The 23,288-nt window shown below is 68.5% G+C and carries 18 protein-coding genes; 11 read left to right on the top strand and 7 right to left on the bottom strand.

The annotated features are described in order from the left end of the window. Positions 1 to 3 precede the first annotated feature (3 nt). Positions 4 to 2,205, top strand: a complete 2,202-nt coding sequence (locus HMPREF9710_RS01200) for a xanthine dehydrogenase family protein molybdopterin-binding subunit (protein ID WP_040775411.1) — start codon at positions 4 to 6, stop codon at positions 2,203 to 2,205. Here the strand turns inward: HMPREF9710_RS01200 and HMPREF9710_RS01195 are convergent. Further along, positions 2,202 to 3,110: an AraC family transcriptional regulator gene (locus tag HMPREF9710_RS01195; protein WP_005663107.1), complete on the bottom strand. Its 909-nt coding sequence runs from the start codon at positions 3,108 to 3,110 to the stop codon at positions 2,202 to 2,204. The genes HMPREF9710_RS01200 and HMPREF9710_RS01195 overlap by 4 nt on opposite strands. Positions 3,111 to 3,338: 228 nt before the next feature. Between HMPREF9710_RS01195 and HMPREF9710_RS01190 the strand changes: the two genes are divergently transcribed. The 5 genes from HMPREF9710_RS01190 to paoC all read left to right on the top strand — a co-directional run bounded on the left by HMPREF9710_RS01190 (position 3,339) and on the right by paoC (position 9,599). Continuing rightward, positions 3,339 to 4,388, top strand: a complete 1,050-nt coding sequence (locus HMPREF9710_RS01190) for an NAD(P)-dependent alcohol dehydrogenase (protein ID WP_005663105.1) — start codon at positions 3,339 to 3,341, stop codon at positions 4,386 to 4,388. 86 nt (positions 4,389 to 4,474) lie between these two features. Beyond that, the gene (locus HMPREF9710_RS01185; protein ID WP_005663103.1) at positions 4,475 to 5,674 is read left to right on the top strand and encodes an MFS transporter; all 1,200 of its coding nucleotides are present in this window, start codon (positions 4,475 to 4,477) and stop codon (positions 5,672 to 5,674) included. A gap of 102 nt (positions 5,675 to 5,776) precedes the next feature. Beyond that, complete coding sequence (gene paoA, locus HMPREF9710_RS01180) at positions 5,777 to 6,433, top strand: aldehyde dehydrogenase iron-sulfur subunit PaoA (protein ID WP_005663101.1); 657 nt, start codon at positions 5,777 to 5,779, stop codon at positions 6,431 to 6,433. Further along, entirely contained in the window at positions 6,430 to 7,383 is a 954-nt protein-coding gene (locus HMPREF9710_RS01175; protein ID WP_005663100.1) for an FAD binding domain-containing protein, read from the top strand. Before paoA ends, HMPREF9710_RS01175 begins: the two co-directional genes overlap by 4 nt. 17 nt (positions 7,384 to 7,400) lie before the next feature. Next, on the top strand, positions 7,401 to 9,599 hold the full coding sequence (gene paoC / locus HMPREF9710_RS01170) for an aldehyde oxidoreductase molybdenum-binding subunit PaoC (RefSeq protein WP_005663097.1): 2,199 nt from the start codon (positions 7,401 to 7,403) through the stop codon (positions 9,597 to 9,599). A gap of 28 nt (positions 9,600 to 9,627) precedes the next feature. On the opposite strand, the gene HMPREF9710_RS01165 is transcribed toward paoC, so the two are convergent. Then, complete coding sequence (locus HMPREF9710_RS01165) at positions 9,628 to 10,521, bottom strand: LysR family transcriptional regulator (RefSeq protein ID WP_040774866.1); 894 nt, start codon at positions 10,519 to 10,521, stop codon at positions 9,628 to 9,630. Positions 10,522 to 10,571: 50 nt separating this feature from the next. Beyond that, a complete protein-coding gene (locus HMPREF9710_RS01160) occupies positions 10,572 to 10,871 on the bottom strand; it encodes a hypothetical protein (protein ID WP_005663093.1) in 300 nt (99 codons plus the stop codon). A 146-nt stretch (positions 10,872 to 11,017) separates the two neighbouring features. Here HMPREF9710_RS01160 and HMPREF9710_RS01155 point away from each other — a divergent pair, with 146 nt between their 5' ends. Next, the gene (locus HMPREF9710_RS01155; protein WP_005663091.1) at positions 11,018 to 11,533 is read left to right on the top strand and encodes a DUF6622 family protein; all 516 of its coding nucleotides are present in this window, start codon (positions 11,018 to 11,020) and stop codon (positions 11,531 to 11,533) included. Here the strand turns inward: HMPREF9710_RS01155 and HMPREF9710_RS01150 are convergent. The 3 genes from HMPREF9710_RS01150 to HMPREF9710_RS01140 are packed head-to-tail and all read right to left on the bottom strand — an operon-like array spanning position 11,508 to position 18,872. Continuing rightward, on the bottom strand, positions 11,508 to 12,524 hold the full coding sequence (locus HMPREF9710_RS01150; protein WP_005663089.1) for an RsiV family protein: 1,017 nt from the start codon (positions 12,522 to 12,524) through the stop codon (positions 11,508 to 11,510). The two genes, HMPREF9710_RS01155 and HMPREF9710_RS01150, sit on opposite strands and share 26 nt — an antisense overlap. 13 nt (positions 12,525 to 12,537) lie before the next feature. Further along, positions 12,538 to 16,995: a translocation/assembly module TamB domain-containing protein gene (locus tag HMPREF9710_RS01145; RefSeq protein ID WP_005663087.1), complete on the bottom strand. Its 4,458-nt coding sequence runs from the start codon at positions 16,993 to 16,995 to the stop codon at positions 12,538 to 12,540. After that, positions 16,995 to 18,872 carry an autotransporter assembly complex protein TamA gene (locus tag HMPREF9710_RS01140; protein ID WP_005663085.1) on the bottom strand — a complete coding sequence of 626 codons (1,878 nt, stop codon included), beginning with the start codon at positions 18,870 to 18,872 and terminating at the stop codon, positions 16,995 to 16,997. The genes HMPREF9710_RS01145 and HMPREF9710_RS01140 overlap by 1 nt, the downstream gene beginning before the upstream one ends. Before the next feature lie 158 nt (positions 18,873 to 19,030). On the opposite strand from HMPREF9710_RS01140, the gene queC reads away from it, so the two are divergent. After that, the gene (queC, locus tag HMPREF9710_RS01135) at positions 19,031 to 19,747 is read left to right on the top strand and encodes a 7-cyano-7-deazaguanine synthase QueC (RefSeq protein WP_005663083.1); all 717 of its coding nucleotides are present in this window, start codon (positions 19,031 to 19,033) and stop codon (positions 19,745 to 19,747) included. A gap of 48 nt (positions 19,748 to 19,795) precedes the next feature. Here the strand turns inward: queC and HMPREF9710_RS01130 are convergent, their stop codons facing one another. Further along, positions 19,796 to 20,167 (bottom strand): hypothetical protein, encoded by a 372-nt coding sequence (locus HMPREF9710_RS01130; RefSeq protein WP_005663081.1) that lies wholly within the window; start codon positions 20,165 to 20,167, stop codon positions 19,796 to 19,798. A 220-nt stretch (positions 20,168 to 20,387) separates the two neighbouring features. Here HMPREF9710_RS01130 and HMPREF9710_RS01125 point away from each other — a divergent pair, with 220 nt between their 5' ends. The 3 genes from HMPREF9710_RS01125 (at position 20,388) to HMPREF9710_RS01115 (ending at position 23,279) form a co-directional block, all read left to right on the top strand. Further along, entirely contained in the window at positions 20,388 to 20,627 is a 240-nt protein-coding gene (locus tag HMPREF9710_RS01125; RefSeq protein WP_005663078.1) for a hypothetical protein, read from the top strand. A 112-nt stretch (positions 20,628 to 20,739) separates the two neighbouring features. After that, entirely contained in the window at positions 20,740 to 21,243 is a 504-nt protein-coding gene (locus tag HMPREF9710_RS01120; RefSeq protein WP_005663076.1) for a hypothetical protein, read from the top strand. 89 nt (positions 21,244 to 21,332) lie between these two features. After that, positions 21,333 to 23,279 (top strand): GAF domain-containing sensor histidine kinase, encoded by a 1,947-nt coding sequence (locus HMPREF9710_RS01115; RefSeq protein ID WP_005663074.1) that lies wholly within the window; start codon positions 21,333 to 21,335, stop codon positions 23,277 to 23,279. The last annotated feature ends 9 nt before the right edge of the window (positions 23,280 to 23,288 follow it).

Below are 23,288 nucleotides of genomic sequence, written 5' to 3'. Positions count from 1 at the left end.
AATATGAATGAGTCCGTTTTCCCCAACCAGCCGCGCATCGACGCGCGCGACAAGGTCCGCGGCGCCGCGCTGTACGCGGCCGACCAGGCGCTGCCCGGCATGCTGCATGCGGCGCTGGCGGTGTCCACCATCAACCGCGGCGAGGTGCGCTCCATCGATACCCGGGCCGCACGGGAGGTAGGGGGCGTGCGGCTGGTGCTGACCCACGCCGACATGGGCGAGTACAAGCCGGCCGGCCACGTGCTGGGCGGCGGCTTCGCCTTCCAGAGCATGCAGCCGATGCTGGAGTCAGGAATCGCGTATCGCGGCCAGCCGATCGCGCTGGTGGTGGCCGACACGCTGGAGGCGGCGCTCGAAGCGGCCTCCCTGATCCGCGCGAAGTACGAAGAACAGCCATTCCAGGTGACGCTGGACGCGCCGGCCAGGGACATCGTGCCGCAACAGGGTTCGCCGCTGCCGCAGCAGATGTTCGCCGACAAGGTGGCGGGCGACGCCGACGCCGCCTACGCCGGCGCGGCCCACAAGCTCGATGCCGAGTACCTGCACCCGCCCCAGCACCAGAACCCGATCGAGCTGGTGTCGACCGTGGCCGAGTGGCGCAAGGGCGTGCTGGTGATCCACGAGGGCACGCAGAACAGCGGGGCGATCCGCTACGGGCTGGCGCGCCAGCTGAACCTCGATCCGGCGCGCATCGACGTGATCTCGCCGCAGTGCGGCGGCGGCTTCGGCCTCAAGAACTCGCTGCAGATGCAGACCCTGCTGGCGGCGGTGGCGGCGCGCAAGCTCGGCCAGCCGGTCAAGCTGGTGGTGCCGCGCAGCCAGCTGTTCCACGACGCCAGCTTCCGCCCGGCCAGCCGCCACCGCATCCAGCTGGGCGCCGACGCCTCCGGCAAGATTCTGGCGGCGATCCACGAAGCCGACCAGCAGACTTCGCGCCACGACCTGTTCCCGGCCTCGTACGCCGACATGAGCGCGCGCCTGTATGGCATCCCGAATTTCCGCGGCCGCGAGCGGCTGGTGCGCACCGACGTGCAGACGCCGGGCTATATGCGCGCGCCGTTCGAGCATCCGGCGGCGTTCGCCTTCGAATCGGCGGTGGATGAACTGGCCGGGCAACTGGGCATCGATCCGGTTGAACTGAGGCTGCGCAACGATACGCAGGCCGACGCGCTCACCGGCAAGCCGCTGTCCTCGCGCTTCATGGCCGAATGCCTGCGCGAAGGCGCGCGCCGTTTCGGCTGGAGCCGGCGCGATGCGCGCCCGGGCTCGATGAAGGCGGCGGACGGCGCCGCCATCGGCTGGGGCGTGGCCTGCGGCGCCTACAAGGCCGCCACCAGTCCGGCGATCGCGCGCATCGCCGCCACCCGCGATGGCCGCATCCTGTTCACGGTGGCCGGCCACGAGATGGGGCAGGGGATGCGCACCGCGATCGCCAACGTGCTGGCGCGCCGGCTCCGGGTCGATCCGCGGGCGCTGGTGATCCAGATCGGCGACACGCGCGGCGCGCCGCAGCACCTGACCGCCGGCTCCTGGGGCACGGCCAGCGTGGCGCCGGCGGCGGACGAAGCCGCGCAGGCGCTGCTGGACGCACTCGCGCAGCTGGCGCCTGGCCATGATGCAGCCTTGAAGCCGGCCGAGGTGCTGGCGCTGGCGCAGCGCGAGCGCATCGAGGCCGAGGTGCGGCGCAAGGCGCCGGGCCAGCCGGACGCCGTCTACGGCCGCCTGCAGGGCGGCATGCCGGCGCCGGCGGGGCCGGTGTATCCGGACTTCGTGTCGATGAGCTATGCGGCCCACTTCGTCGAGGTGAGCGTGGAGCCGGTGACGCGCCGCATCCGCGTGCCGCGCGTGGTGAGCATGATCGATTGCGGTCGCGTGGTGAGCCCGGTGACGGCCGACAGCCAGGTGCGCGGCGGCGTGGTGTGGGGCATCGGCGCTGCCCTGCGCGAAATCAGCGAGGTCGACCCGCGCTATGGCGGCTTTCTCAACGCCGACCTGGCCGAGTACGTGCTGCCGGTGCATGCCGACATCGGGCATATCGACGTGGGCTTCATCGACCGGCCCGACCCGCTGCTCAATGCGAGCGGCGTGAAGGGACTGGGCGAGGTGGCGATGGTGGGCGTGGCGGCGGCGATCGCCAATGCGGTGCATCACGCGACCGGCAAACGCATCCGCCGGCTGCCGATCCGGATCGAAGATGTTCTTTAAGCCGCGAGTTCCGGCGCCGCAACGGTGGCCAGACGCCGCGCATCGCGCCGCGGCGGCGCGCCGAACAGGCGCGCATACTCGCGCGTGAACTGCGAACTGCTCTCGTAGCCGACCTCGTACGCCGCCTTGTTGGCGGTGACGCCCTCGTACAGCATCAGGCGCCGCGCCTCGATCAGGCGCAGGCGCTTCTGGTACTGCACCGGCGTGAGCGAGGTGTAGTCCTTGAAGTGCTTGTGGAAGGCCGACAGGCTCATCGACGCGGCGCCTGCCAGTTCCTCGACCCGCAGCTTCTGGCGGTATGAAAGGCGCAGCAGCGCCACCGCGCGGTTCAGTCGCACCGGGTGCGCCTCGGGCGCCATGGAGGCGCGCAACTGCCGGCCATGCGCTCCGTTGAGCAGCCAGAAATGCAGCTCGCGCATCAGGCCGGGATGCAGGATGGGCACCGCCTCGGGATGCGCCACGAGGCGCATCAGGCGCCAGGCGCAATCGAGGATCGCCGCGTCGACGTCCTGCACCAGCATCGTTGTCGACGGGTCAGGTGGCAGGGGTGCTGTCTCGCGCAATTGGTCGGCCAGTTCGGACAGCAGGGCCATGTCGAGTTCGATCGCCAGCGCGATATACGGACGCTCCCTGGAGGCGCTCACCACCTGGCCCGTCACCGGCAGGTCGGCGCTGACGATGATCGCCTGGCCTTCGGCGCACAGCTTCTCCTGGCGCCCGGCCAGCAAATGCTTTTCGCCCTGCAGCACGAGGCAGACCAGCGGCCGGTAGGTCGATTCGAGCTTGTCGCCCGGCTGGTCGAGGCACATCATGCGCAGGCCCGGGATGGGCGTGAGCGCCAGGCCGTCGCGGTTGGCGTGGGCGCGGGCGTAGGCGGCCACGGCGTCGAGTAATTCCTGGTTCATGACCAATAGTGTGTCGCCGGTTGGCGTGGCTGTCCAGTGGAACGTGGCGCTGCGCGGTGAAGGCGAGGGGTATCCTCGTCCACCGGGCACGGCAGTCAATTCATGACGTGGATTCATAAGCCCAGTCAAATTCAGGCTCGTTTTCGACATGAGTTTGCGACTACCATGCTTCCCTGACAAATCGCGTTACATACGCACGATCACTACTCGACACTGACGGAAAACTTCATGACAGTCAAAGCCTATGGCGCCCATGCCGCCGACAAACCCCTTGAATCCCTGGACATCGTCCGCCGCGCGCCCGGCGCCCATGACGTCCAGATCGACATCGACTTCTGCGGCGTCTGCCACTCCGACCTGCACACGGTGCGCGCCGAATGGGCCGGCACCCTGTACCCTTGCGTGCCGGGCCACGAGATCGTGGGCCGGGTGTCGGCGGTCGGCGCCCACGTGAGCGGCCACAAGGTCGGCGACCTGGTCGGCGTCGGCTGCATGGTCGACAGCTGCAAGGCGTGCGCGGATTGCGGCGAAGGCCTGGAAAACTATTGCGACAATATGGTCGGCACCTACAACGGCCCGACCGCGGATGCGCCCGGCCACACGCTGGGCGGCTATTCGCAGCAGATCGTGGTCAACGAGCGCTTCGTGCTGCGCGTGCGCCATCCGCAGGAGCAGCTGGCGGCGGTGGCGCCGCTGCTGTGCGCCGGCATCACGACCTGGTCGCCGCTGCGCCACTGGAACGCCGGTCCCGGCAAGCGCGTCGGCATCGTCGGCATCGGCGGCCTGGGCCACATGGGCATCAAGCTGGCCCACGCCCTGGGCGCCCGCGTGGTCGCCTTCACCACCTCGGAATCGAAGCGCCAGGATGCCCTGGACCTGGGCGCCGACGAAGTCGTGGTCTCGAAGGATGCGGACGCGATGGCGGCCCAGGCCAGGAGCCTGGACCTGATCGTCAACACGGTCGCCGCCCCGCATGACCTGGACGCCTTCCTCAACCTGCTCAAGCGCGACGGCACCATGGTGCTGGTCGGCGCGCCCGAGTCGCCGCATCCGTCGCCGCAGGTGTTCAACCTGATCACGAAGCGCCGCGCGATCGCCGGCTCGATGATCGGCGGCATTCCGGAAACCCAGGAAATGCTCGACTTCTGCGCCGAGCACGGCATCGTGGCCGACATCGAGATGATCCGCGCCGACGACATCAACGGCGCCTACGAGCGCATGCTCAAGGGCGACGTCAAATACCGCTTCGTGATCGATAACGCCAGCCTGGCCGCGTAATCGATCCGCCGGCCCGCCGCAGTGCGGGCCTGTCCGGGCGGCGCCGATGCCGCCGCCCTTCGCCTGTCAATCCTGCTTTATCACCCATGAATCCAACCATTTCCGCCGCTTGCGACAGCAAGCCGGCCCAGCCCGCGGCATGGGGCGCCGTGATGGCGATGTCACTCGCCGCCTTCGCCCTGGTCGCCTCCGAATTCATGCCGGTCAGCCTGCTGACGCCGCTGGCCGCCGAACTGCGCATCAGCGAAGGCCAGGCCGGCCAGTCGATCGCGATCTCCGGCGCCTTCGCCCTGGTCACCAGCCTGCTGCTCGGGTCGGTCGTCGGACGGCTCGACCGCAAGATCCTGCTGCTGGGCCTGACCTTCCTGATGGTCGTCTCCGGCACGGTAGCCGCGTTCGCGCCCAACTATTTCCTGTTCATGGTCGGCCGCGCGCTGATCGGCGTCGCCATCGGCGGCTTCTGGTCGATGTCGGCGGCGACCGTCATGCGCCTGGTGCCGGCGCGCGACGTGCCGCGCGCCCTGGCCCTGCTCAACGGCGGCAATGCGCTGGCGACCGTCATCGCGGCGCCGGCCGGCAGCTACCTGGGCGCGATCGTCGGCTGGCGCGGCGCCTTCTTCTGCCTGGTGCCGGTGGCGGCGATCGCGCTTGCCTGGCTGCTGCTGCGCCTTCCGTCACTGCGCGCCGTTGACGCCACGGCGGCCGGCGGCATCCCGCGCCTGCTGCGGCGGCCGGCAGTGGTGCTCGGCATGGTGGCGGTAAGCCTGCTGTTCATGGGGCAGTTCGCACTGTTCACCTATCTGCGCCCGTTCCTGGAAAGCGTCACCGGCGTGCACGCCGCGAGCCTGTCGCTGATGCTGCTGGTGCTGGGCGTGGCCGGCTTCGTCGGCACGACCCTGATCGGCGCCGTGCTGAAGGACCGGCTGTACCGGGTGCTGGTGGCGATGCCCTTGATCATGGCGGCGGTCGCCGGCGCGCTGGTGGCGTTCGGCTACTCGGCGGCGGCGGTGACCGTGCTGCTCGCGATCTGGGGCCTGGTCGGCACCTCGGCGCCGGTCGGCTGGTGGACCTGGCTGGCCCAGACCCTGCCGCGGGATGCGGAAGCGGGCGGCGGCCTGATGGTGGCCGTGGTCCAGCTCGCGATCATGTTAGGTGCGACCCTGGGCGGCCTGCTGTTCGACGCCAGCGGCTACCGCGCGACCTTTTACCTGAGCTCTAGCCTGCTGGTCGCCGCCGCCGTGCTTGCCGTACTGGCGGGACGGTCGGCGCGCCATGCCGATTCATGAACAGGAAACATAAGCCTATGCCGCGTCCTTCATGAATCGCGGGAAGGGCTTGCCGTAACATCAACCAGATTTATTAACCGCTGACAGAAGGAAGCAACCCTGATGGACGACTCCACCAATATCAACCAGACCCGGCGCGGTGTCCTGATCGGCGGCGCGCTCGGCGCGACGGCGGCGGCCCTGCCGCTGGCAGGCGCCCAGGCGGCGGGGCAGGGCGCCGCCGGCGCGGCCCAGACGCTGGCGCCGGTGACCAGCAAGGTCACCCTGCGCGTGAACGGCCAGCCGCGCGAACTGACGCTCGACACCCGCACCACCCTGCTCGACGCGCTGCGCGAAAACCTGCACCTGACCGGCACCAAGAAGGGTTGCGACCAGGGCCAGTGCGGCGCCTGCACGGTGCTGGTCGACGGCCGCCGCATCAATTCCTGCCTGAGCCTCGCGATCATGCACGACGGCGCCGAGATCACCACCATCGAAGGCATGGGCACGCCGGACAAGCTGCATCCGATGCAGGCGGCGTTCGTCAAGCACGACGGCTTCCAGTGCGGCTACTGTACCCCGGGGCAGATCTGTTCGGCCGTGGCGGTGATCGACGAGATCCGCCAGGGCATCCCGAGCCATGTGACCGGCGACCTGAACGCGAAACCGCTGCTGTCCGTCGACGAGATCCGCGAGCGCATGAGCGGCAATATCTGCCGCTGCGGCGCTTATTCCAATATCATCGACGCGATCAAGGAAGTCGGAGGAGTCAAGGCATGAAGGCATTCAGCTACCAGAAGGCCGCGACCCCGGCCGATGCGGCGGCCGCCGCCGCCAGGACGCCGAACGCGCGCTTCATCGCGGGCGGCACCAACCTGCTCGACCTGATGAAGCTCGAGATCGAAACCCCGGCCCACCTGATCGACGTCAACGGCCTGGCGCTCGACAAGATCGAGGCGACGAAGGAGGGCGGCCTGCGCATCGGCGCGCTGGTGCGCAACACCGACCTGGCGGCCGACGCGCGCGTGCGCAAGGATTACGCCGTGCTGTCGCGCGCGCTGCTGGCCGGCGCCTCGACCCAGCTGCGCAACAAGGCGACCACCGCCGGCAACCTGCTGCAGCGTACCCGTTGCCCCTACTTCTACGACACCAATATGCCGTGCAACAAGCGCGTGCCCGGCAGCGGCTGCTCGGCCATCGGCGGCCATACGCGCGGCCATGCGATCGTGGGCCAGAGCGAGGCCTGCATCGCCACCCACCCGAGCGATATGGCGGTGGCCATGCAACTGCTCGACGCCGGCGTGGAGACCGTGCGTCCCGACGGCAGCGCGCGCACGATCCCGATCGCCGACTTCTATCGCTTGCCGGGCACGACGCCGCACATCGAGCACAGCTTGATGCCGGGTGAGCTGATCACGGCGGTGACCCTGCCCAAGCCGCTGGGCGGCAAGCACTACTACCGCAAGGTGCGCGACCGCGCCTCGTATGCGTTCGCGCTGATTTCGGTGGCGGCCGTGGTGCAGCCGGACGGCAGCGGCCGCGTGGCCGTGGGCGGCGTGGCGCACCGGCCGTGGCGCGTGCCGGCGGCGGAAAGCCAGCTGCCGCGCGGCGGCAAGGCCACCACCGCGCAATTGCTGGCCGGCGCCCGCACCACCGACGACAACGCATTCAAGATCCTGCTCGTCGAGCGCACGCTCGATGCGATCCTGGCGCAAGCCCGTGCGAGCTGAAAGAAAGGCTTGAGACCATGAAATTCACCAAACCCGAAACCACCAATCCGATCGACCAGATGAAGGTCGTCGGCAAGCCGCTCGACCGCATCGACGGCCCGCTCAAGACCACCGGTTCCGCCCCTTACGCCTACGAGCAGCATGCGGCAGCGCCGAACGCTGCCTACGGCTATGTCATCGGCGCGGCGATCGCCAAGGGCCGCATCGTGTCGATCGACACGGCTGCCGCGCGCCGCGCGCCGGGCGTGATCGCCGTCGTCACCCATGAGAACGCCGGCAAGCTGGGCAAGGGCAACTTCAATACCGCCCACCTGCTGGCCGGCCCGGAAGTGCAGCACTACCACCAGGCGGTCGGCATCGTCGTGGCCGAGACCTTCGAGCAGGCGCGCGCCGCGGCGTCGCTGGTCAAGGTCGAGTACGCGAAGGCGAACGGCTCCTACGACCTGGCCGCGGCAATGAACGCGGCGGTCACGCCCAAGACCGGCGACGCCGAATCGAAGGTCGGCGACTTCGATGGCGCTTTCGCGGGCGCGCCGGTCAAGCTGGACGCCACCTACACCACGCCCGACCAGTCGCACGCGATGATGGAGCCGCATGCCTCGATCGCGTCGTGGGATGGCGACAAGGTGACCGTCTGGACCTCGAACCAGATGATCGACTGGGGCAAGCAAGACCTGGCCAAGACGCTCGGCGTCCCGGCCGGCAACGTGCGCCTGATCTCGCCGTATATCGGCGGCGGCTTCGGCGGCAAGCTGTTCCTGCGCGCCGAGGCGGTGCTGGCGGCGCTCGGCGCCCGCGCGGCCAAGCGGCCGGTCAAGGTCGCGCTGCAGCGCGCGCTGATGATCAACAACACCACCCACCGTCCGGCCACGATCCAGCGCATCCGCATCGGCGCCACGCGCGAAGGCCGCATCAGCGCGATCGCCCACGAAAGCTGGTCGGGCGACCTGCCGGGCGGCCAGCCGGAAACCGCGGTCCAGCAGACCCGCCTGCTGTACGCGGGCGGCAACCGCCTGACCCGCCTGCAGCTGGCCACGCTCGACCTGCCCGAGGGCAATGCGATGCGCGCGCCGGGCGAGGCGCCGGGCATGATGGCGCTCGAGGTGGCGATGGACGAGATGGCCGAGAAGCTCAAGATGGATCCGGTCACCTTCCGCATCGTCAACGACACCACGGTCGACCCCGAAAAGGCGGGCCGCAAGTTCTCGCAGCGCCGCTACGTGCAGTGCTTGCGCCAGGGCGCCGAGCGCTTCGGCTGGAGCAAGCGCAAGGCGCAGCCGGGCCAGGTGCGCGAGGGCCAGTGGCTGGTCGGCATGGGCATGGCCTCGGCCTTCCGCAACAATATGAACATGAAGTCGGCCGCGCGTGTGCGCCTGGAAAGCGACGGCAAGGTGACGGTCGAAACCGACATGACCGATATCGGCACCGGCAGCTACACCATCATCGCCCAGACCGCGGCCGAGATGCTCGGCCTGCCGGTCGAGCGGGTCAACGTGCGCCTGGGCGACTCGGATTATCCGGTGTCGGCCGGTTCGGGCGGCCAATGGGGCGCCAACAGTTCGACCGCCGGCGTCTACGCCGCCTGCGTCAAGCTGCGCGAGCAGATCGCGCAGAAGGCGGGGCTGGACGCCGCCAAGGCCGAATTCATCGATGGCGCGGTGCGCGCGGGCGGACGCGCGGTGCCGTTGACCGAGGTGGCCAGGGGCGGCGCGATCGTGGCCGAGGACACCATGGAATACGGCGACCTGGAAAAGCAGATGCAGCAGTCGACCTTCGGCGCCCACTTCGTCGAAGTCGCGGTGGACGTCGCCACGGCCGAGGTGCGCGTGCGGCGCATGCTGTCGGTGTGCGCGGCGGGACGCATCCTGAACCCGAAGTCGGCGCGCAGCCAGGTGATCGGCGCGATGACGATGGGCGTGGGCGGCGCGTTGATGGAGCACCTGGCCGTCGACAAGCGCCTGGGCTTCTTCGTCAACCACGACCTGGCCAGCTACGAGGTGGCGGTGCATGCCGACATCCCGCACCAGGAGGTGATCTTCATCGACGAGACTGATCCGACGACGTCGCCGATGAAGGCCAAGGGCGTCGGTGAACTGGGCCTGTGCGGCGTCGGCGCGGCGGTGGCGAACGCGATCTACAACGCCACCGGCGTGCGCGTGCGCGACTATCCGGTCACGCTCGACAAGATGTTGCAGAAGATGCCGTCGCTGGCTTGACGGCAGGAGATCGGCGCTGCTCCGTGCATTATTCCTTGTAACGGATGGCGTCGATCACCAGCATCAGCGCGCGCGAGGAGTGGCGGCGGCTGGGATAGAAGGCGTGCAGCGGTTCGAAGGGTACGCACCAATCGTCCATCACGCTGACCAGCCGTCCCGCCTCCAGGTGCGGGTCGACCAGGCTCCCGGGCAGGAAGGCGATCCCGACGCCGTGCAATGCGGCGTCCAGCATGTGGTAGACGTTGGTGAACACCGACTGCCCGCGCACGCGCGCTTCCAGCGGCTGGCCTTCGTGCGCCAGCTCCCACGCATACAACCCGCCGCTGCTGGGCAGGCGCAAGGTGATGCAGTTGTGCTTCATGAGCTCCTGCAGCGAGGTCGGCCTTGGGCGCCGCTCGAAATAGGCGGGCGCGCCGACGATCCGCATCGGCACCTCGTTCGTCAGGCGCACGCCGATCATGTCCTTCTCGAGCTGGTCGCCGTGGCGCACGCCGATGTCGTAGCGCTCGGCGGCGATGTCGATCAGGCGGTAGTCGGAGCTGATCTCGACGTGCAGGTCGGGGTATTGCGGCAGCAGCGGCGCGATGCGCGGCCACAGGATCGTGTCGATCACGTGGTCGATCGCGGTGATGCGGATGGTGCCGGCCGGCTTGTCGCCCAGGTCGCTGACGGCCGTGATCTCGGCCTCGATTTCTTCCAGCCGCGGGCCGACGTTCTGCAGCAGGCGCTCGCCGGCCTCGGTCGGCGAGACGCTGCGGGTAGTGCGCGTGAGCAGGCGCACGCCCAGGCGCGCTTCCAGCGAGCGCACGATGTGGCTGAGCGCCGACTGGGTCATGCCGAGTTTCGCCGCGGCGCGCGTGAAGCTGCGCTCGCGGGCAACGGCGAGGAAGACGAGGATGTCGTTGATATTGTCACGGGCCATTGATTGATGATACAGCAACATCAATTGCCCAGCACATCCATGAGTAGAATTTATGGATGTGCGCTCTTGAGCCAGTCGCGGCCCTTGGCATCGAGCGCCGCGTCGATCACGTCCTGCGGCAGGCTATAGACCGTGGCCCAGGTGGCGCGGCCGTCGGCGGCATTGGACGGGAAGCTCGTAGTGTCGATCGGCCAGTGGTATTTGCGCTTGAGCGCGCGGACGATGGCGGCCAGGGTCACGCGGCCGCGCAGCGGTTCGGCGCCGGCCTGGTCGGCGCCCGACAGCAGGACGGCCAGCACGGCGCCGCGCGCGGTGCGCGGGCCAGGAAAGATGGGAGTTTTGCGTGGCATGCGCGAAATTCTACCCGGCCGCGCTGAATTTCGCGCCGCGCACATGCGTTTCGCGCCGCGCCGGCGGCGCTTCGTCGCATCGCCGCGCGCTGCGGGCGCAAGGTCGGGATACTGGCGCCACTTCCAACCACTTGCCGGAGAGCGCCATGCTGATCCAGATCCTGAGCCACACCCCTTTCTACGTCTGGGCCATCCTCGCCTTCCTCGTGTGGCGCGGCGTCGCCGAACTGCGCGGGCGCGAGATCGCCCTGCGCCGGATGTTCGTGCTGCCGCTGGTGATGCTCGTCCTGTCCCTGCACGATATCGCGCTCAAGTTCGGGTTCGGGGCGACCGTGCTGGCGGCATGGATGACGGCCTTCGCGGCGGCCGCGCTGCTGTCCTGGCGCTTCGGCCGCGTGCGCGTGGCGCCCGGCAGCGCGCCGGGCCGGGTGCGCGTGGCCGGGAGCGTCGTCCCGCTGCTGCTGATGCTGTCGATCTTCGCGCTCAAGTACGTCACTTCGGTGCTGCTGGCCGTGCGCCCCGACCTGGCAGGCCATGGGATGGTGGTGATGGCGGTCTGCGCCATGTTCGGCGTCTTCAACGGCTATTTCCTGGGCCGCCTGCTGCGCGACGTCGGTTTGACGCCCGCGGCTTGCTTCAATCGCCGTGCGGCAGGTTCCTGACGCAGCCTTCCAGTTCGGCGCGGGGCAGGAACACGCTCGGGATGCCCTGGGCGAAGCTGCCCACCTCATACGGATCCCAGTGGAACTCGATGCCGGATGGCAGGGGAATGAACTTGGGCTCCTTGAACATGTCCAGCGCGCCCTGCTCGGCCCACGACAGTCCTTGCGCGGCCAGCCTGGCCACGAGCGCCGCCGAGACCTTGTCACGACAGGCCGTGGCGGCGTCGACGAAGCCCGTGAAGCGGGTATGCACGGCCTTGCCGCCGCCGAGCGCATAGTGACGCATCGATGAGCGGTAGTTGCCGTGGGCGGCGCCGTAGCCGAAGGTCCAGGCGCTGGCGTCGAGCGACAGCTGGCCCTTCGAATGCCAGCGCACCACGACCTTGTTCGTGCATTCGAGGTCGGCGTCGCAGCGGCCGGCCATGTCGCGCACCCAGGCGTCCAGCGCCGCGTCACGGAATACCGGGAACACGGCGGAAAACACGAATGGCTGGTCCGAGCCCTCGGCCTGGGCCTGCGGCGATGGCCGGGTGAGGGCTACCGCACGGTAGGCCACGATGCGCTTCAACGAGAACGACTGCGCTGGCTTGTCTTGCGCCTGGCGCCAGCTGCCCTTGCCGCCGCGCCGGTCGGCGTCGAGGTCGACCGCGAACCGCTCCGGCCCCTGGGCTCCGGAGTCGAGCACGGGAGCCAGCTCCATTGCGCCCGGCGGCGCCTTGAGCAGCGCCAGGGTACGGGCCTTGCCCGTGTAGTCGCGCGCGAACCAGAAAGCGCTAGCCATGATCTTGGCCGCGTCGCCCGGCAGTCCGCCAAGCGCGGGGTAGGCCAGCGCGACCTGGAACAGGGCGCCGTCCGCGAGGCGGCCCTGGTACAGGCCGCCGGCCTCCCATTCGATGCGCTCGGGCGAGCGCAGCAGGTCGCCATGGTCTTGCGCCGTCGCAGGCAAGGCGAGCGCCAGCAGCGCGGGAAGGAGGCAGGCGGCCGCTCTCACTCCCGCCCCGTCCTTAATCGAAGGCCCAGGAATACAGCACGTCGAGCGCGCTATTGGTCCCGGTCTGGAACTGCAATGCGATGCGCGGCGTGAGCTTGTAGCGCAGGCGCACCAGGCTCGAGGCGGTGCTGGTGCCCTGCTCGAAGCTCAGGTAGGCGCGCGACGAAATGCGCTTGCCGACCGTGACCACGGTGCTTTCCAGGCCCGACGAATCGCCGCCGCCGGCGCCCTGCTTGAGCCCCAGCTCATCCACGCCCAGCGAGTTCGCGAGCTTCGATTGGATGCCGCCGGTGCCGCCGCTGCCGCCCAGCAGGGCGCTGGCGGCGGCCGTCAGCACGCCTTTCTGGTCGCCGCTGGCCGCTTCCATGCTGTGCCCCAGCACCAGCCAGGACAGCTTGTCGCTGTCCGACACGTTCGGCGTCGACACCAGGCGCGCCGTGGGTGATTGCGCGGTGCCGCGCACCTGCACGCCGGCTTCGACGTTGGTTTCCGAGAGCTGTTCGCCTTCGGGGCGCTTGCGCACCGCCAGGATGTCGAGCGATGGATTGTCGTAGGGGCCGCTGAAAGTCAGCACCGCGCGCTCGATCGACAGGTTCTGGCCGTAGGCGGCGTAGGTGCCGTTCACCGCACGAATCGTTCCGTTGATGCGCGGCTGGCCGGCGCCCGTCATGCGCACCCGTGCACTGCCGGCCAGGTAGGCGTCGATGCCCATGGCGCGCACGTGGAAGTCGTCGCCCAGGTCGGCCGCGAGGTCGACCGTCAGCGGCACTTCCTTTTCCTTGGTGGCCGGCGTTTTCGTCTCGGCGCCGCGGCCCAGCACGATGACGTCGTCCGAGATGGTCGGCCGGCCCTGCGGCGCAAATTCGATCAGCGCGCGGTCGGCGCGGAATTTACCCTCCAGCGCGAAGCGGCTGGCGTCGCGCACCAGCGAAGCCTGGCCGCTCATGATCAGGGTGCGGTCGGGACGCGACAGCGCTTCCAGCTTGTCCATGTTCAGTCGCACGTCCATGGTCGGCGCGCCGTCGGCGAAGCGCACGAAGCCGCTGGCGGCGGCGCTGCCCTGGCGACCCTGGAAGGTCAGGCGCTCCACCCGCAGCTGGTCGCCGCCGAGCTGGGCGCGCAACTGGCCGTTCTGCAGGCGCACGCCCTGTTCGGCCCAGCGCACCGCGAGCTTGTCGCCATCGAGGTTGCCGTTCAGGCTGGGGCGGCCGATGGTGCCGCCGCCCGTCATGGCCAGGCGCAGCGCGCCGTCGAGCTCCAGCCCCGGCTGGCCGGCCAGCGAGGCCAGCCAGGCGATCGACGGGATGTCGGCATTGGCCGTCATGCGCAGCGGGCTGTCGCTTTCGAGGCGGCCGTTCAGCATCTGGGCATTCGCCTCGACTTTCGCCACGCCGGTGCGGGCGCCGTCGAAGTCCAGGTTCACGCGCAGGCCGCTGCCGACCACTTCGGCGGACGCTTCCAGCCGGCGCAGGCCGAGCGGCACCGGGGTGTCGCCGCCGACGATGGCGTCGCCGGCTTCGCGGAACACGCGCACGTTGCCGGCCAGCGAAGGCGCGGCGCCGTTGGCGACAGGCGCGCGCATGTCGACTGACCAGGCGGCGCCCAGCGTCAGGTCGCCGCGCGCGTTGTCGGCCAGGGCAGGGGAGAACTGCGCCAGGTAGGTGAGCGGCACCTTGTCGGCGTGGCCGCGGCTGCTCCAGCGCGGGCCGTCCTTGGTGAGCGTGTCGACCGTGATGCTGCCGTTCGGCAGGGCAATCACGGCGCCATTGAAGGCGATGCGTTCCGGGCTGGCCAGGCCTTTCATGCCGGAGCCGGGCGCGCCGGCGATCGTGACCGGCACCGGATTCTGCAGGCGCATGGCGTAGCGGCCGCGGTTCTGCAGCGCGGCCAGCGTGCCGCTCCAGGTGTCGCGGTTGAAGCCGCCGCGGATTTCGGTATTGGCGTCGAAGGCGTCGCCCAACGCCGACAGCTTGACGACGTGGGCGCCGCGCGTGCCCTCGGTTTGCAGGCGCACCGACGCCACGCGCGTCTCGCCGCTGACGTAGTCGAGCACCTCGACGTTGCTGACCAGCGGATCGGCCGCGCCGCGGCCGGAACCGAGGTTGGCGCTGGCGCGCAGCGAGCGCACATTGTGCGTGCCCAGCGCCTTGAGGTTCTGGCCCTCGATGCTGGCGCTGAGCGACGGCGTGTCCATGGTGCCGGACAAGGCGCCCGAGCCGCGCAGCGCGCCGCCGAACTCGGGGCCGAGCGCGGCCAGCTGCGGCGCGTCGATCTTCCAGTTCAGCGTGTCGCGCGCCAGGCCGAAGGCGCCGGTGGCGGCGATCACGTTCGGGCCGATGCGCAGGTCGACGTCGGCATTCGACACGTGGCGGCGGTCGGCCGTCAGGCGCGCATGGCCGCGCAGCGGCGATTTGGCCAGGGTCGAATCGTCGGCCAGCTTGAAGTCGAGCGCGCCGCGCCAGTCGGCGCCGGCGCGGCCGCTGCCGCTGAAGGTCGAATTGATGTTGCCGGCCAGCGGAGAGCCGAAGGCCGCCGGGTTGAAGCGCTGGGTGCTGCCGCTGGCCTTGACCTCGACCGCGCGCGCATTTTCCGGGCCACCGAGCCAGGCTTCGCCGCTGGCGCGCAACACGCCGCTGCCGTTCTTGCGCTGGGCCGCGACCCAGCCCAGGTCTTGCGCATTGACCTCGAAGGTGGTGCGCGGCGCTTCCATGGTGCCGCTGACGACGCCGTTGGCGGTGACCGCGCCATACAGGTCGCTGCGCACCGCCGCAAGCTGGCGGCCGTCGAGGCGCCAGTTCAGGCGGTCGCCGGCGCCGCCGAACGCGCCCTTCAGATCGACCTTGTTCTGGCCCAGCGCCAGGTTGGCGTCGATGCCGCTGATGCGTTTCGCATCCGCGCTCAGCTTGCCGCTGCCGGACAGCGCCTGGTTCATCAGGCGGCTCTGGCGCACGGCGAAGTCGGCGTCGACCTTCCACTCGGGGCTGAGCGCGCCCGCGGCATTGATCGTGGCGTTGATGTCGGCCACCGGCAGGTCGCCGAAGGCCGACGGATCGAAGCGGTTTGCGCTGGCCGTGGCCTTGAAGGCCTTGTCGCCCTCGAGGTTCATGCTGCCGCTGGCGGTGACGCTGCCGCGGCCCGCGGTCAGGCGCGCTTCCTTGAGCGTCGCGACGTTGTTTTCCAGGGTCGCCAGGGCGGCCAGGCGCAGGCCGGCGTCAAGCAGGTTGGCTTCGAGCGTCTGGCGCGTGGCTTCGTTGGTGACGGCAATGCTGCCCTTGATCGCGGTCGGCTTCATGGCCGAATGCACTTCGCGCAGGTTGAAGCGCTCGGTCTGCAGGGTGAAGCGAGCGCTGCCGATGCCTTCCTCGTCCTTTTCGCGCTGGACGCCTCCGGTGCCGGTGAACTTGCCGGCGGCGCCGAAGTCGAGCAGCACGTCGGAGATGCGCACCGCGTCCAGGCTGCCGCCCAGCTGGCCGCGCGCGGCGCGCAGCGGCAGGCGTTGCTGGTCGATCGTGCCTTCCGGCCCGATATTGGTGATGTCGACGCTGCCGCTGATATTGCGGTTGGCGTCCAGTTTGCCGGCCACGGCCAGGGTCAGGTCGGCGGTCGGCAGTGCGGGATTGAAGAAGCCCGGATCGAGGTTGCGCCCATTGATGCGCAGCGCGCGCAGCGGAATCTCGGCGTAGGGCGAAATGGTGAAGTGGGCGTCGCCGATGGCGCGCCCGGCCTGGCCGGTGGCGTCGATCTGGGTCGCGTTCTCGATGTCGCCGCCCACCTTCAGCTGCAGCTGGGCGGCGCGCGCGCCGGCGCTGGCCTGCGATTGCGTGAGGCTGCCCGAGGCCTCGATCTTGAACGGGCGCTGGGCGCCGAGCGTGGCGTTGGCCGCCACCTGGCCCCAGGGCGTGCTGGCCGCGGCATCCTGCACCACCCAGCTGCGCTTGTCGCCCTTGGCGCGCACGCGGATATTGTCGATCGTCGTTTCGGCGCCCGCGACGTTCACCATCGTCAGGCGGTTCAGCCGGGCGTCGTCGGCTTCGATCCGGAACGGCGGCGCGAGGCTCGCCGGCAGCACCGAGGGTTCGTCGGTTTCCTTCAGCGTCTGCATGCGCACGCTGGCGGCCCACAGCTTGTCGACCAGGATGCCGCCCGACAGGATCTGCGACGGCGACCAGTCGACGTCGATCTTGACCGCCGTGACGATCTGTTCGTCGGTGCGCCACACCAGGCGCTCGATGTGCATGGCGCCGTAGATCGAACCGGTGACGCCGGTGACGGTGAGCTTGCCGCCAGTGGCGTCGGCCACGCGCTGGACGATCATTTGCAGGGTCGTCTCGCGGCCGAGATACCACAGCGCGCCGCCGACGATGACGCCGGTGGCGACGACGCCGATCGCCACGCGGCGCGGCCAGCGGCGGGTTTTATGAGCCTGAGGCTGGTCAGGCGCCGGCGCCTGGTGGTTTTCAGGGGTATCCATCAGAACGTGAATCCAAGTGAGAAGTGCAGGCGCGCCTTGCGCACCGCGTGGCCATAGGCCAGGTCGACATTGATCGGGCCGACCGGGCTGCGCCAGCGCGCGCCGACGCCGTAGCCCGACTTGGGATTGAGGTCGCCGAACTTGTCGGCGGCGTTGCCGACGTCGTAGAACACGGCCACGCCCCAGGGCGGCTTGAACCAGTACTGGTATTCGGCGCTGGCGGTGGCCAGGTAGCGCCCGCCGACGGTGGCGCCGTTCTCCTGCACGCCCAGTTCCTGGTAGCCGTAGCCGCGCACCGACTGGTCGCCGCCGGCGCGGAACAGGAAGGTGCTCGGCACGCCCAGCTTCTCTTTCGAGGCCACGGCGCCGGTCTCGCCGCGCAGGATCAGGGTGCCGGCGGCGCCGACCGGCTTGTAATAGATGCCGCGCAGGTACAGGCGCAGGAATTTTTCGTCGGTCAGGATCGGCAGCACGGCGCCGCCGAACTGGGCGTTCCACACATAGCCGTTGGTCGGCTGGATCAGGCTGTCCAGCTTGCGCCGGGTGATGCTGTAGGTGAGCGGCAGGCTTTTGGCGCGGGTCGGCTCGAGGCCTTCGACTTCGCGTTTCTCGGTCAGCGCTTCGAAGGTCAGGCTGCGCTCGAGCAGCGGCGAGCCCCAGGTACGGCGGGCGGCCACGCTGGCCAGAGTGGTGATCTCGCCGCGCAGGTCCTCGCGCTCGACGCCGGCGCTGACGCTGTCGTTATGGCCTTTAGACGAGGTCGGCCAGAAGAATTCGCCCTTGGCGGTCTGGCGCTTCTGTTCGTAGATCAGGTCGCTCTTGAAGCGCTTGCCGAACACGTTCAGGTCGTCATAGCCCAGCGAGGCGCGGGCGCCGGTGTCGGTCGAGAAGCCGAGGCCGGCCTCGACGTTCTTCTGCTTGTTCTCGGTCACCCGCACCACCACCGGCAGGGTCGTGGGGCCGGTGGGACGCTCCGGCGTCGCCGGGTTGGCGTCGTCGTCGGCGTCTTCCTTGATGTCGGCGATCTCGGCATTGAGCACGGCGCGCATGTCGGTGCTGACCTCGACGCTGCTGAAGTAGCCGGTGTCCTGCACCCGCGACTGCAGGGCCTGCAGGGCGGCTTCGCTGTACTCGTCGCCCGGATTGATCTTGTTGAGGTTGGTGATGACCTCGCGCGGATAGCGCTTGAGGCCGCGGATGCGCAGCTCGCCGAAGCGCATCTCGGGGCCGGAATCGATCACCACGCGCAGCAGGGCGCGGCGCGAATCCGGATCGACCGTGGCGCTGGTCTCGACCAGGCGCGCGCGCGGGAAGCGGGTCTGGGCCACGTCGCGCAGCAGGCCGCTCTTGGCGCTTTCCCAGTCGGCCTGGCGGAACTGGCTGCCGACCGGCAGGGTCCAGCGGTTGCGCAAGGCATTGGCGTCGAACGGCGCGCCGCCTTCCTCGAACGGGACGAAGCCCTGCAGCACCAGGTCGAGGTCGCCCACCAGCACCGGCTGGCCGGGATCGACGATGACGCGCGCCACCGGCCGCGCGCCGCTGGTATCCAGGCCGGCCGAGACCTTGGGCGAGTAATAACCCTCGGTGGCGATCAGGGTGCGCGCCTGCTCGGGCGCTTCTTTCACCAGACGCTGCAATTGTTCGAGGTCGACCCGCGCATTGCCGCGCCAGCGCATCAGGTCGAGGTTATCTTCGAGCAATTCTTCGAGCGCGCGGGGGGCATCGATGCGTACCGTATAGTCGACCGCCTGCGCGTTTTCCGGTGTCGCTTGTGCATACACGGCCGTGGCGATAAACAATGCGCCCGATCCCACCAGCGCATGGCGCACGAGCTGGGACAGGGGACGCGGGCGGGGAATCGATCGAGGTGACAACATGGCGCTCCACTGAGAATACTCGTTCGCATCTTAACTGATTGGCAAAGTCGATGCCGCCACGGAATGTTGTGCGTGCGCCTCGGGCCGGCTCGCACACGGTGCCGGCAATCTGTGACAGAATGCCCCGCTTATCGATCACAGTTCTTGCCTTTCACACCATGACCACTCCATCTTCCGACACCGCGCTCGTCCTGTTCAGCGGCGGCCAAGACTCCACCACCTGCCTCGCCTGGGCGCTGCAGCGCTATGCGCGGGTCGAGACGATCGGTTTCGATTATGGCCAGCGCCACGCGATCGAGCTGGAGGTGCGCCCAACCCTGCTGTCGAAGCTGCGCGCGCTCAATCCCGGCTGGGATGCGCGCCTGGGCGACGACCACATGATCGACCTGTCGCTGATCGCGCAAATCTCTGACACGGCTTTGACCAGCAATGTTGAGATCGCCATGCAGGAAAACGGCTTGCCGAACACTTTCGTGCCTGGCCGCAACCTGATGTTCATGACGGTGGCGGCCACGGTGGCCTACCGGCGCGGCCTGAACGTGCTGGTGGGCGGCATGTGCGAGACCGATTTCTCGGGCTATCCGGACTGCCGCGACGACACCATGAAGGCGCTGCAGGTGGCGCTCAACCTGGGCATGGCGACGCGCCTGAAGGTCGAGACCCCGCTGATGTGGATCGACAAGGCGCAGACCTGGGAACTGGCGCAGCAGGAGGGCGGCGACGCGCTGGTGGACCTGATCCGCTTCGACACCCACACCTGCTACCTGGGCGAGCGCGGCGACGCGCATCCCTGGGGCCACGGCTGCGGCGCCTGCCCGGCCTGCGCCCTGCGCGCGCGCGGCTACGAGCAGTACGTGGCGCGCAAGCAGTCATAAAAAAGGCCGGGGGAGAACCCCGGCCAACAGAGGAAATCGTGACGACGTTCAGGCGGTCGCGGTTTTTTCGAGATTGACCTTGCGCGAGCGGCTCATCAGGTACCAGACCAGCGCCACCGGAATCACGAGCGGCAGCAGCAGCGGCGAGATGGCCAGCGCCAGGACGATGGCGCCAATGCCCAGCGAACCCAGCAGCATCACGCCGACGCCGGCGAACACCACCGCCAGCAGCACGCCCACCATGATGGTGATGAACAGCGCCAGCAAGGCGCCGCCGCCCGCGAACAGGGTGGCCAGCATCCAGCCCAGCGGGCCGTCGATTTCGTCGCCGTCGAAGTGCATCGTCATGTCGTTGCCCCAGCTGTTGAACAGCAGCGCGGCGAACAGGAACAGGATGATGTAGGGGGCGTATTTTTTCATGGCGGTCCTCGTAGTTGGGGTGGTAGTCGGTTGCACGTTTTGTTCTTGCATGCTCGAACTGTATGCCTGGGCGCAGCGCGCGGCCACCGGCGTGCGACAGGCCGCGCGTTTTGCGGGACGAAACGTGCATAGCCGGGGCCGGGCAGAAATGCCGGCAATTTTTTGCTTGTAATGCCTGCCGGGTTTCCTATACTGGTTCTCTCTGTTACAGGGGGATCCTATGCAAGCAGCGTTTCATGGAATCCGGGACCGCCTGGCCGTGGTCGAAAGCAGTCCCAAAGATCCGCCATCGGCGCCGCCCGCGATACCGCCGATCATCATCAACCCGCATCACCCGTCCAACCGGCACACGCCGGCGCCGAACGGCGACCCGCGGCCGATTCCCGTGGGCCCGCCGATCGTGCCGCCGCCGGGCCCCGATTGGCGCTGTCCGCGCATCGTCGACGACTGCCCGGCCTGATATTGTCGAGTCAGCGTCAAAAGGCCCGCACTGCCTGCACGTGCGGGCTTTTTCATGGGTCCCGTTTCCTCTATGATCGTGGTTTTGGCGCAAGCGACGCAGAAGGAAGCAGATGAACGACCAGACCCACGATCACGACGACGAAGAACAGGACACCGGCCCGGTGCAGGAGCCGCGCCTGTGGCAGGGCAACGGATGGACCGCGCGCGTGATCAAGAACGACGATGACGAAGGCTGGGCGGTGGCGATGTACAAGGATGGTCAGCCGGAGCCGGCCCTGGTCGGCCCCTGGACCATGGGCCGCGACAAGAAGAATCCGAAGCCACTCGACGTCAATGCCTTCAACACGCTGATCAAGACCGCGTCCGAGGTGATCCGCCGCCACGAGCAGCACATGCACGCAATCCTGCACAAGAACCTGTTCGTCTCGACCGGCGAGGGCGAACTGAAAGTGACGCTCGACATCGTGCCGGACGACGACGATCCCTATGCCATGCTGGCCGCTACGGACGAGATGGGCGAGCAGGTGGCGAAGGTGCGGGTGGCCCCGACCTTCAAGCTGACCCAGGCCTCGGCCCTGGCCTGGATCGAGAACGATTTCCGCGCCCCGCGCTGAAAAACCACATTTACTTGCCGCAGGCTGCTGCGGCGGGTGGCAAGCTGCTACTATTTCCTCTGCGCATTTTTTGATTACGTGGGGGAAGCATGGAACGTCTTGACCGGCTGGAAGCGGTCCAGTCGATGCTGCTCGAGATCGGGCAATTATCGACCAGCTGCAGCGACATCACCGCATTCATCGAGGCCGTGCACCGGGCGCTGGGCCGCATCATGTATGCGGCCAATTTCTACGTCGCACTGGCTGACCGCGAAGACGGTACGGTGCGCTTCCCTTATTTCGTCGACGAGGCCGACGGCAGCCGCGATCCCAACGAGCGCATCACGCTGGCCTCGCCCGAGCAGTCGCCGACCGCGTGGGTGCTGCTGAATCGCCAGACCCTGGTGTTGACGGCGGCGGATTTCCACGAACGCCTGCGCAGTAGCGGGCGCTGGGGCAGCGGCAGCGTGCCGGAGCACTTCGTCGCCTGTCCGCTGCTGGACCAGAATCACCAGGCGCTGGGGGCGATCGTCATCCAGAGCTATTCCCCCGAGCAGACCTACAGCGCGGAAGACCAGGCGCTGTTCGCCCTGATCGCCAACCACGTGTCCAACGCGCTGCAGGGCTTGCAGAGCGTGGAGCGGCTGGAGCGCGCAGTCTCGGCGCGCACCGCGGCGCTGGCCCACGAAGTGGCCGAGCGCGGGCGCGCCGAGAAGGTGCAGCACGCGCTGTACCAGATCGCCGACCTGTCGGCCCAGGCGCTCGACACCGACGCCCTGAGCGCGAGCCTGCACGGAATCATCGGCGAGCTGATGGTGGCCGACAACTTCCTGATCGCGCTTTATCACCCCGACACCGAAGAAATCAGCATCCCGTATTTCGTCGACCAGAAGGACAGCACGCCGCCGCTGCAGCGCTTCCCGTTCGGCAAGGCCATGTGCTCCTACGTCTTGTCGAGCAAGCAGGCGCAGCTGCACGACCTGGGGAGCTTCCGCCAGCTGGTGGCCAACGGCATCGTCACCGAACCCCTCGGCAATACCGAGATCGCGAGCTGGATGGGGGCGCCGATGCTGGTCCACGACAAGCCGTATGGCGTGATCGTGGTGCAGAGCTACGACCCGGCCATCGTCTATACCAAGGCCGAGCTGGATCTGCTGGCCTTCATGGCCAGCCACGTGGCGGTGGCGATCGCGCGCATGCAGGCCGACCGCAAGATCCGCAAGGCCAAGCAGGAACTGGAGCAGCAGAATGCGGCGCTGAATGACGCCCTGCACGCGCTGCAGGAGGCGCAATCGGAACTGGTGCGCCAGGAAAAGCTGGCGTCGCTGGGACGGCTGGTGGCGGGCGTGGCGCACGAGATCAATACCCCGCTGGGCATTTGCGTGACGGCGACCAGCCACCTGGTGCAGGAACTCAAGCTCACGCGCGAAGAACTGGCGGCGGGCGAGATGACCGAAGAGAGCCTGGCCACCTTCTTCGACGTGGTCGACCAGTCGCTGCGCATCATGACCACCAATACCCAGCGCGCGGCGGCGCTCGTGCGCAGCTTCAAGCAGGTGGCGGTCGATCAGTCGTCGGGCGATATCCGCAGCTTCAATCTGGACGCGTACCTGAAGGAAGTGCTGCTGTCACTGCAGCCGAAGCTGAAAGGGCGGCCGGTGAAGGTGGACGTCGACTGCCCGAAGGATCTGGTGCTGGACAGTTATCCGGGGGCGGTGTCGCAGATCGTCACCAATATGGTGATGAATTCGCTGGTGCATGGGTTCGAGCGTGACCAGCCGGGCAATATTACGGTGCGCGCGGCGGTCGAACAAGATGGCTGGGTGGTGCTCGACTATACCGACGATGGGGCGGGGATGGACAAGGACACGCTGGACAAGCTGTTCGATCCGTTCTTTACCACCAAACGTGGGACGGGTGGGAGCGGATTGGGGGCGCATATCCTGTACAACCTGGTGACGGGGGCGCTGGGCGGGACGGTCAGGGTGGAGAGTGCGCCGGGGGAGGGGTTGCGGTATCACTTGCGGTTTCCGCAGTCGCAGCGCAAGACTAAGTGATGAAAGCAA

The organism is Massilia timonae CCUG 45783, assembly GCF_000315425.1.
GTDB lineage: Bacteria > Pseudomonadota > Gammaproteobacteria > Burkholderiales > Burkholderiaceae_D > Telluria > Telluria timonae.
Note: the sequence above shows the minus strand (reverse complement) of the source record. Positions and strands in the feature narration are given on the sequence as shown.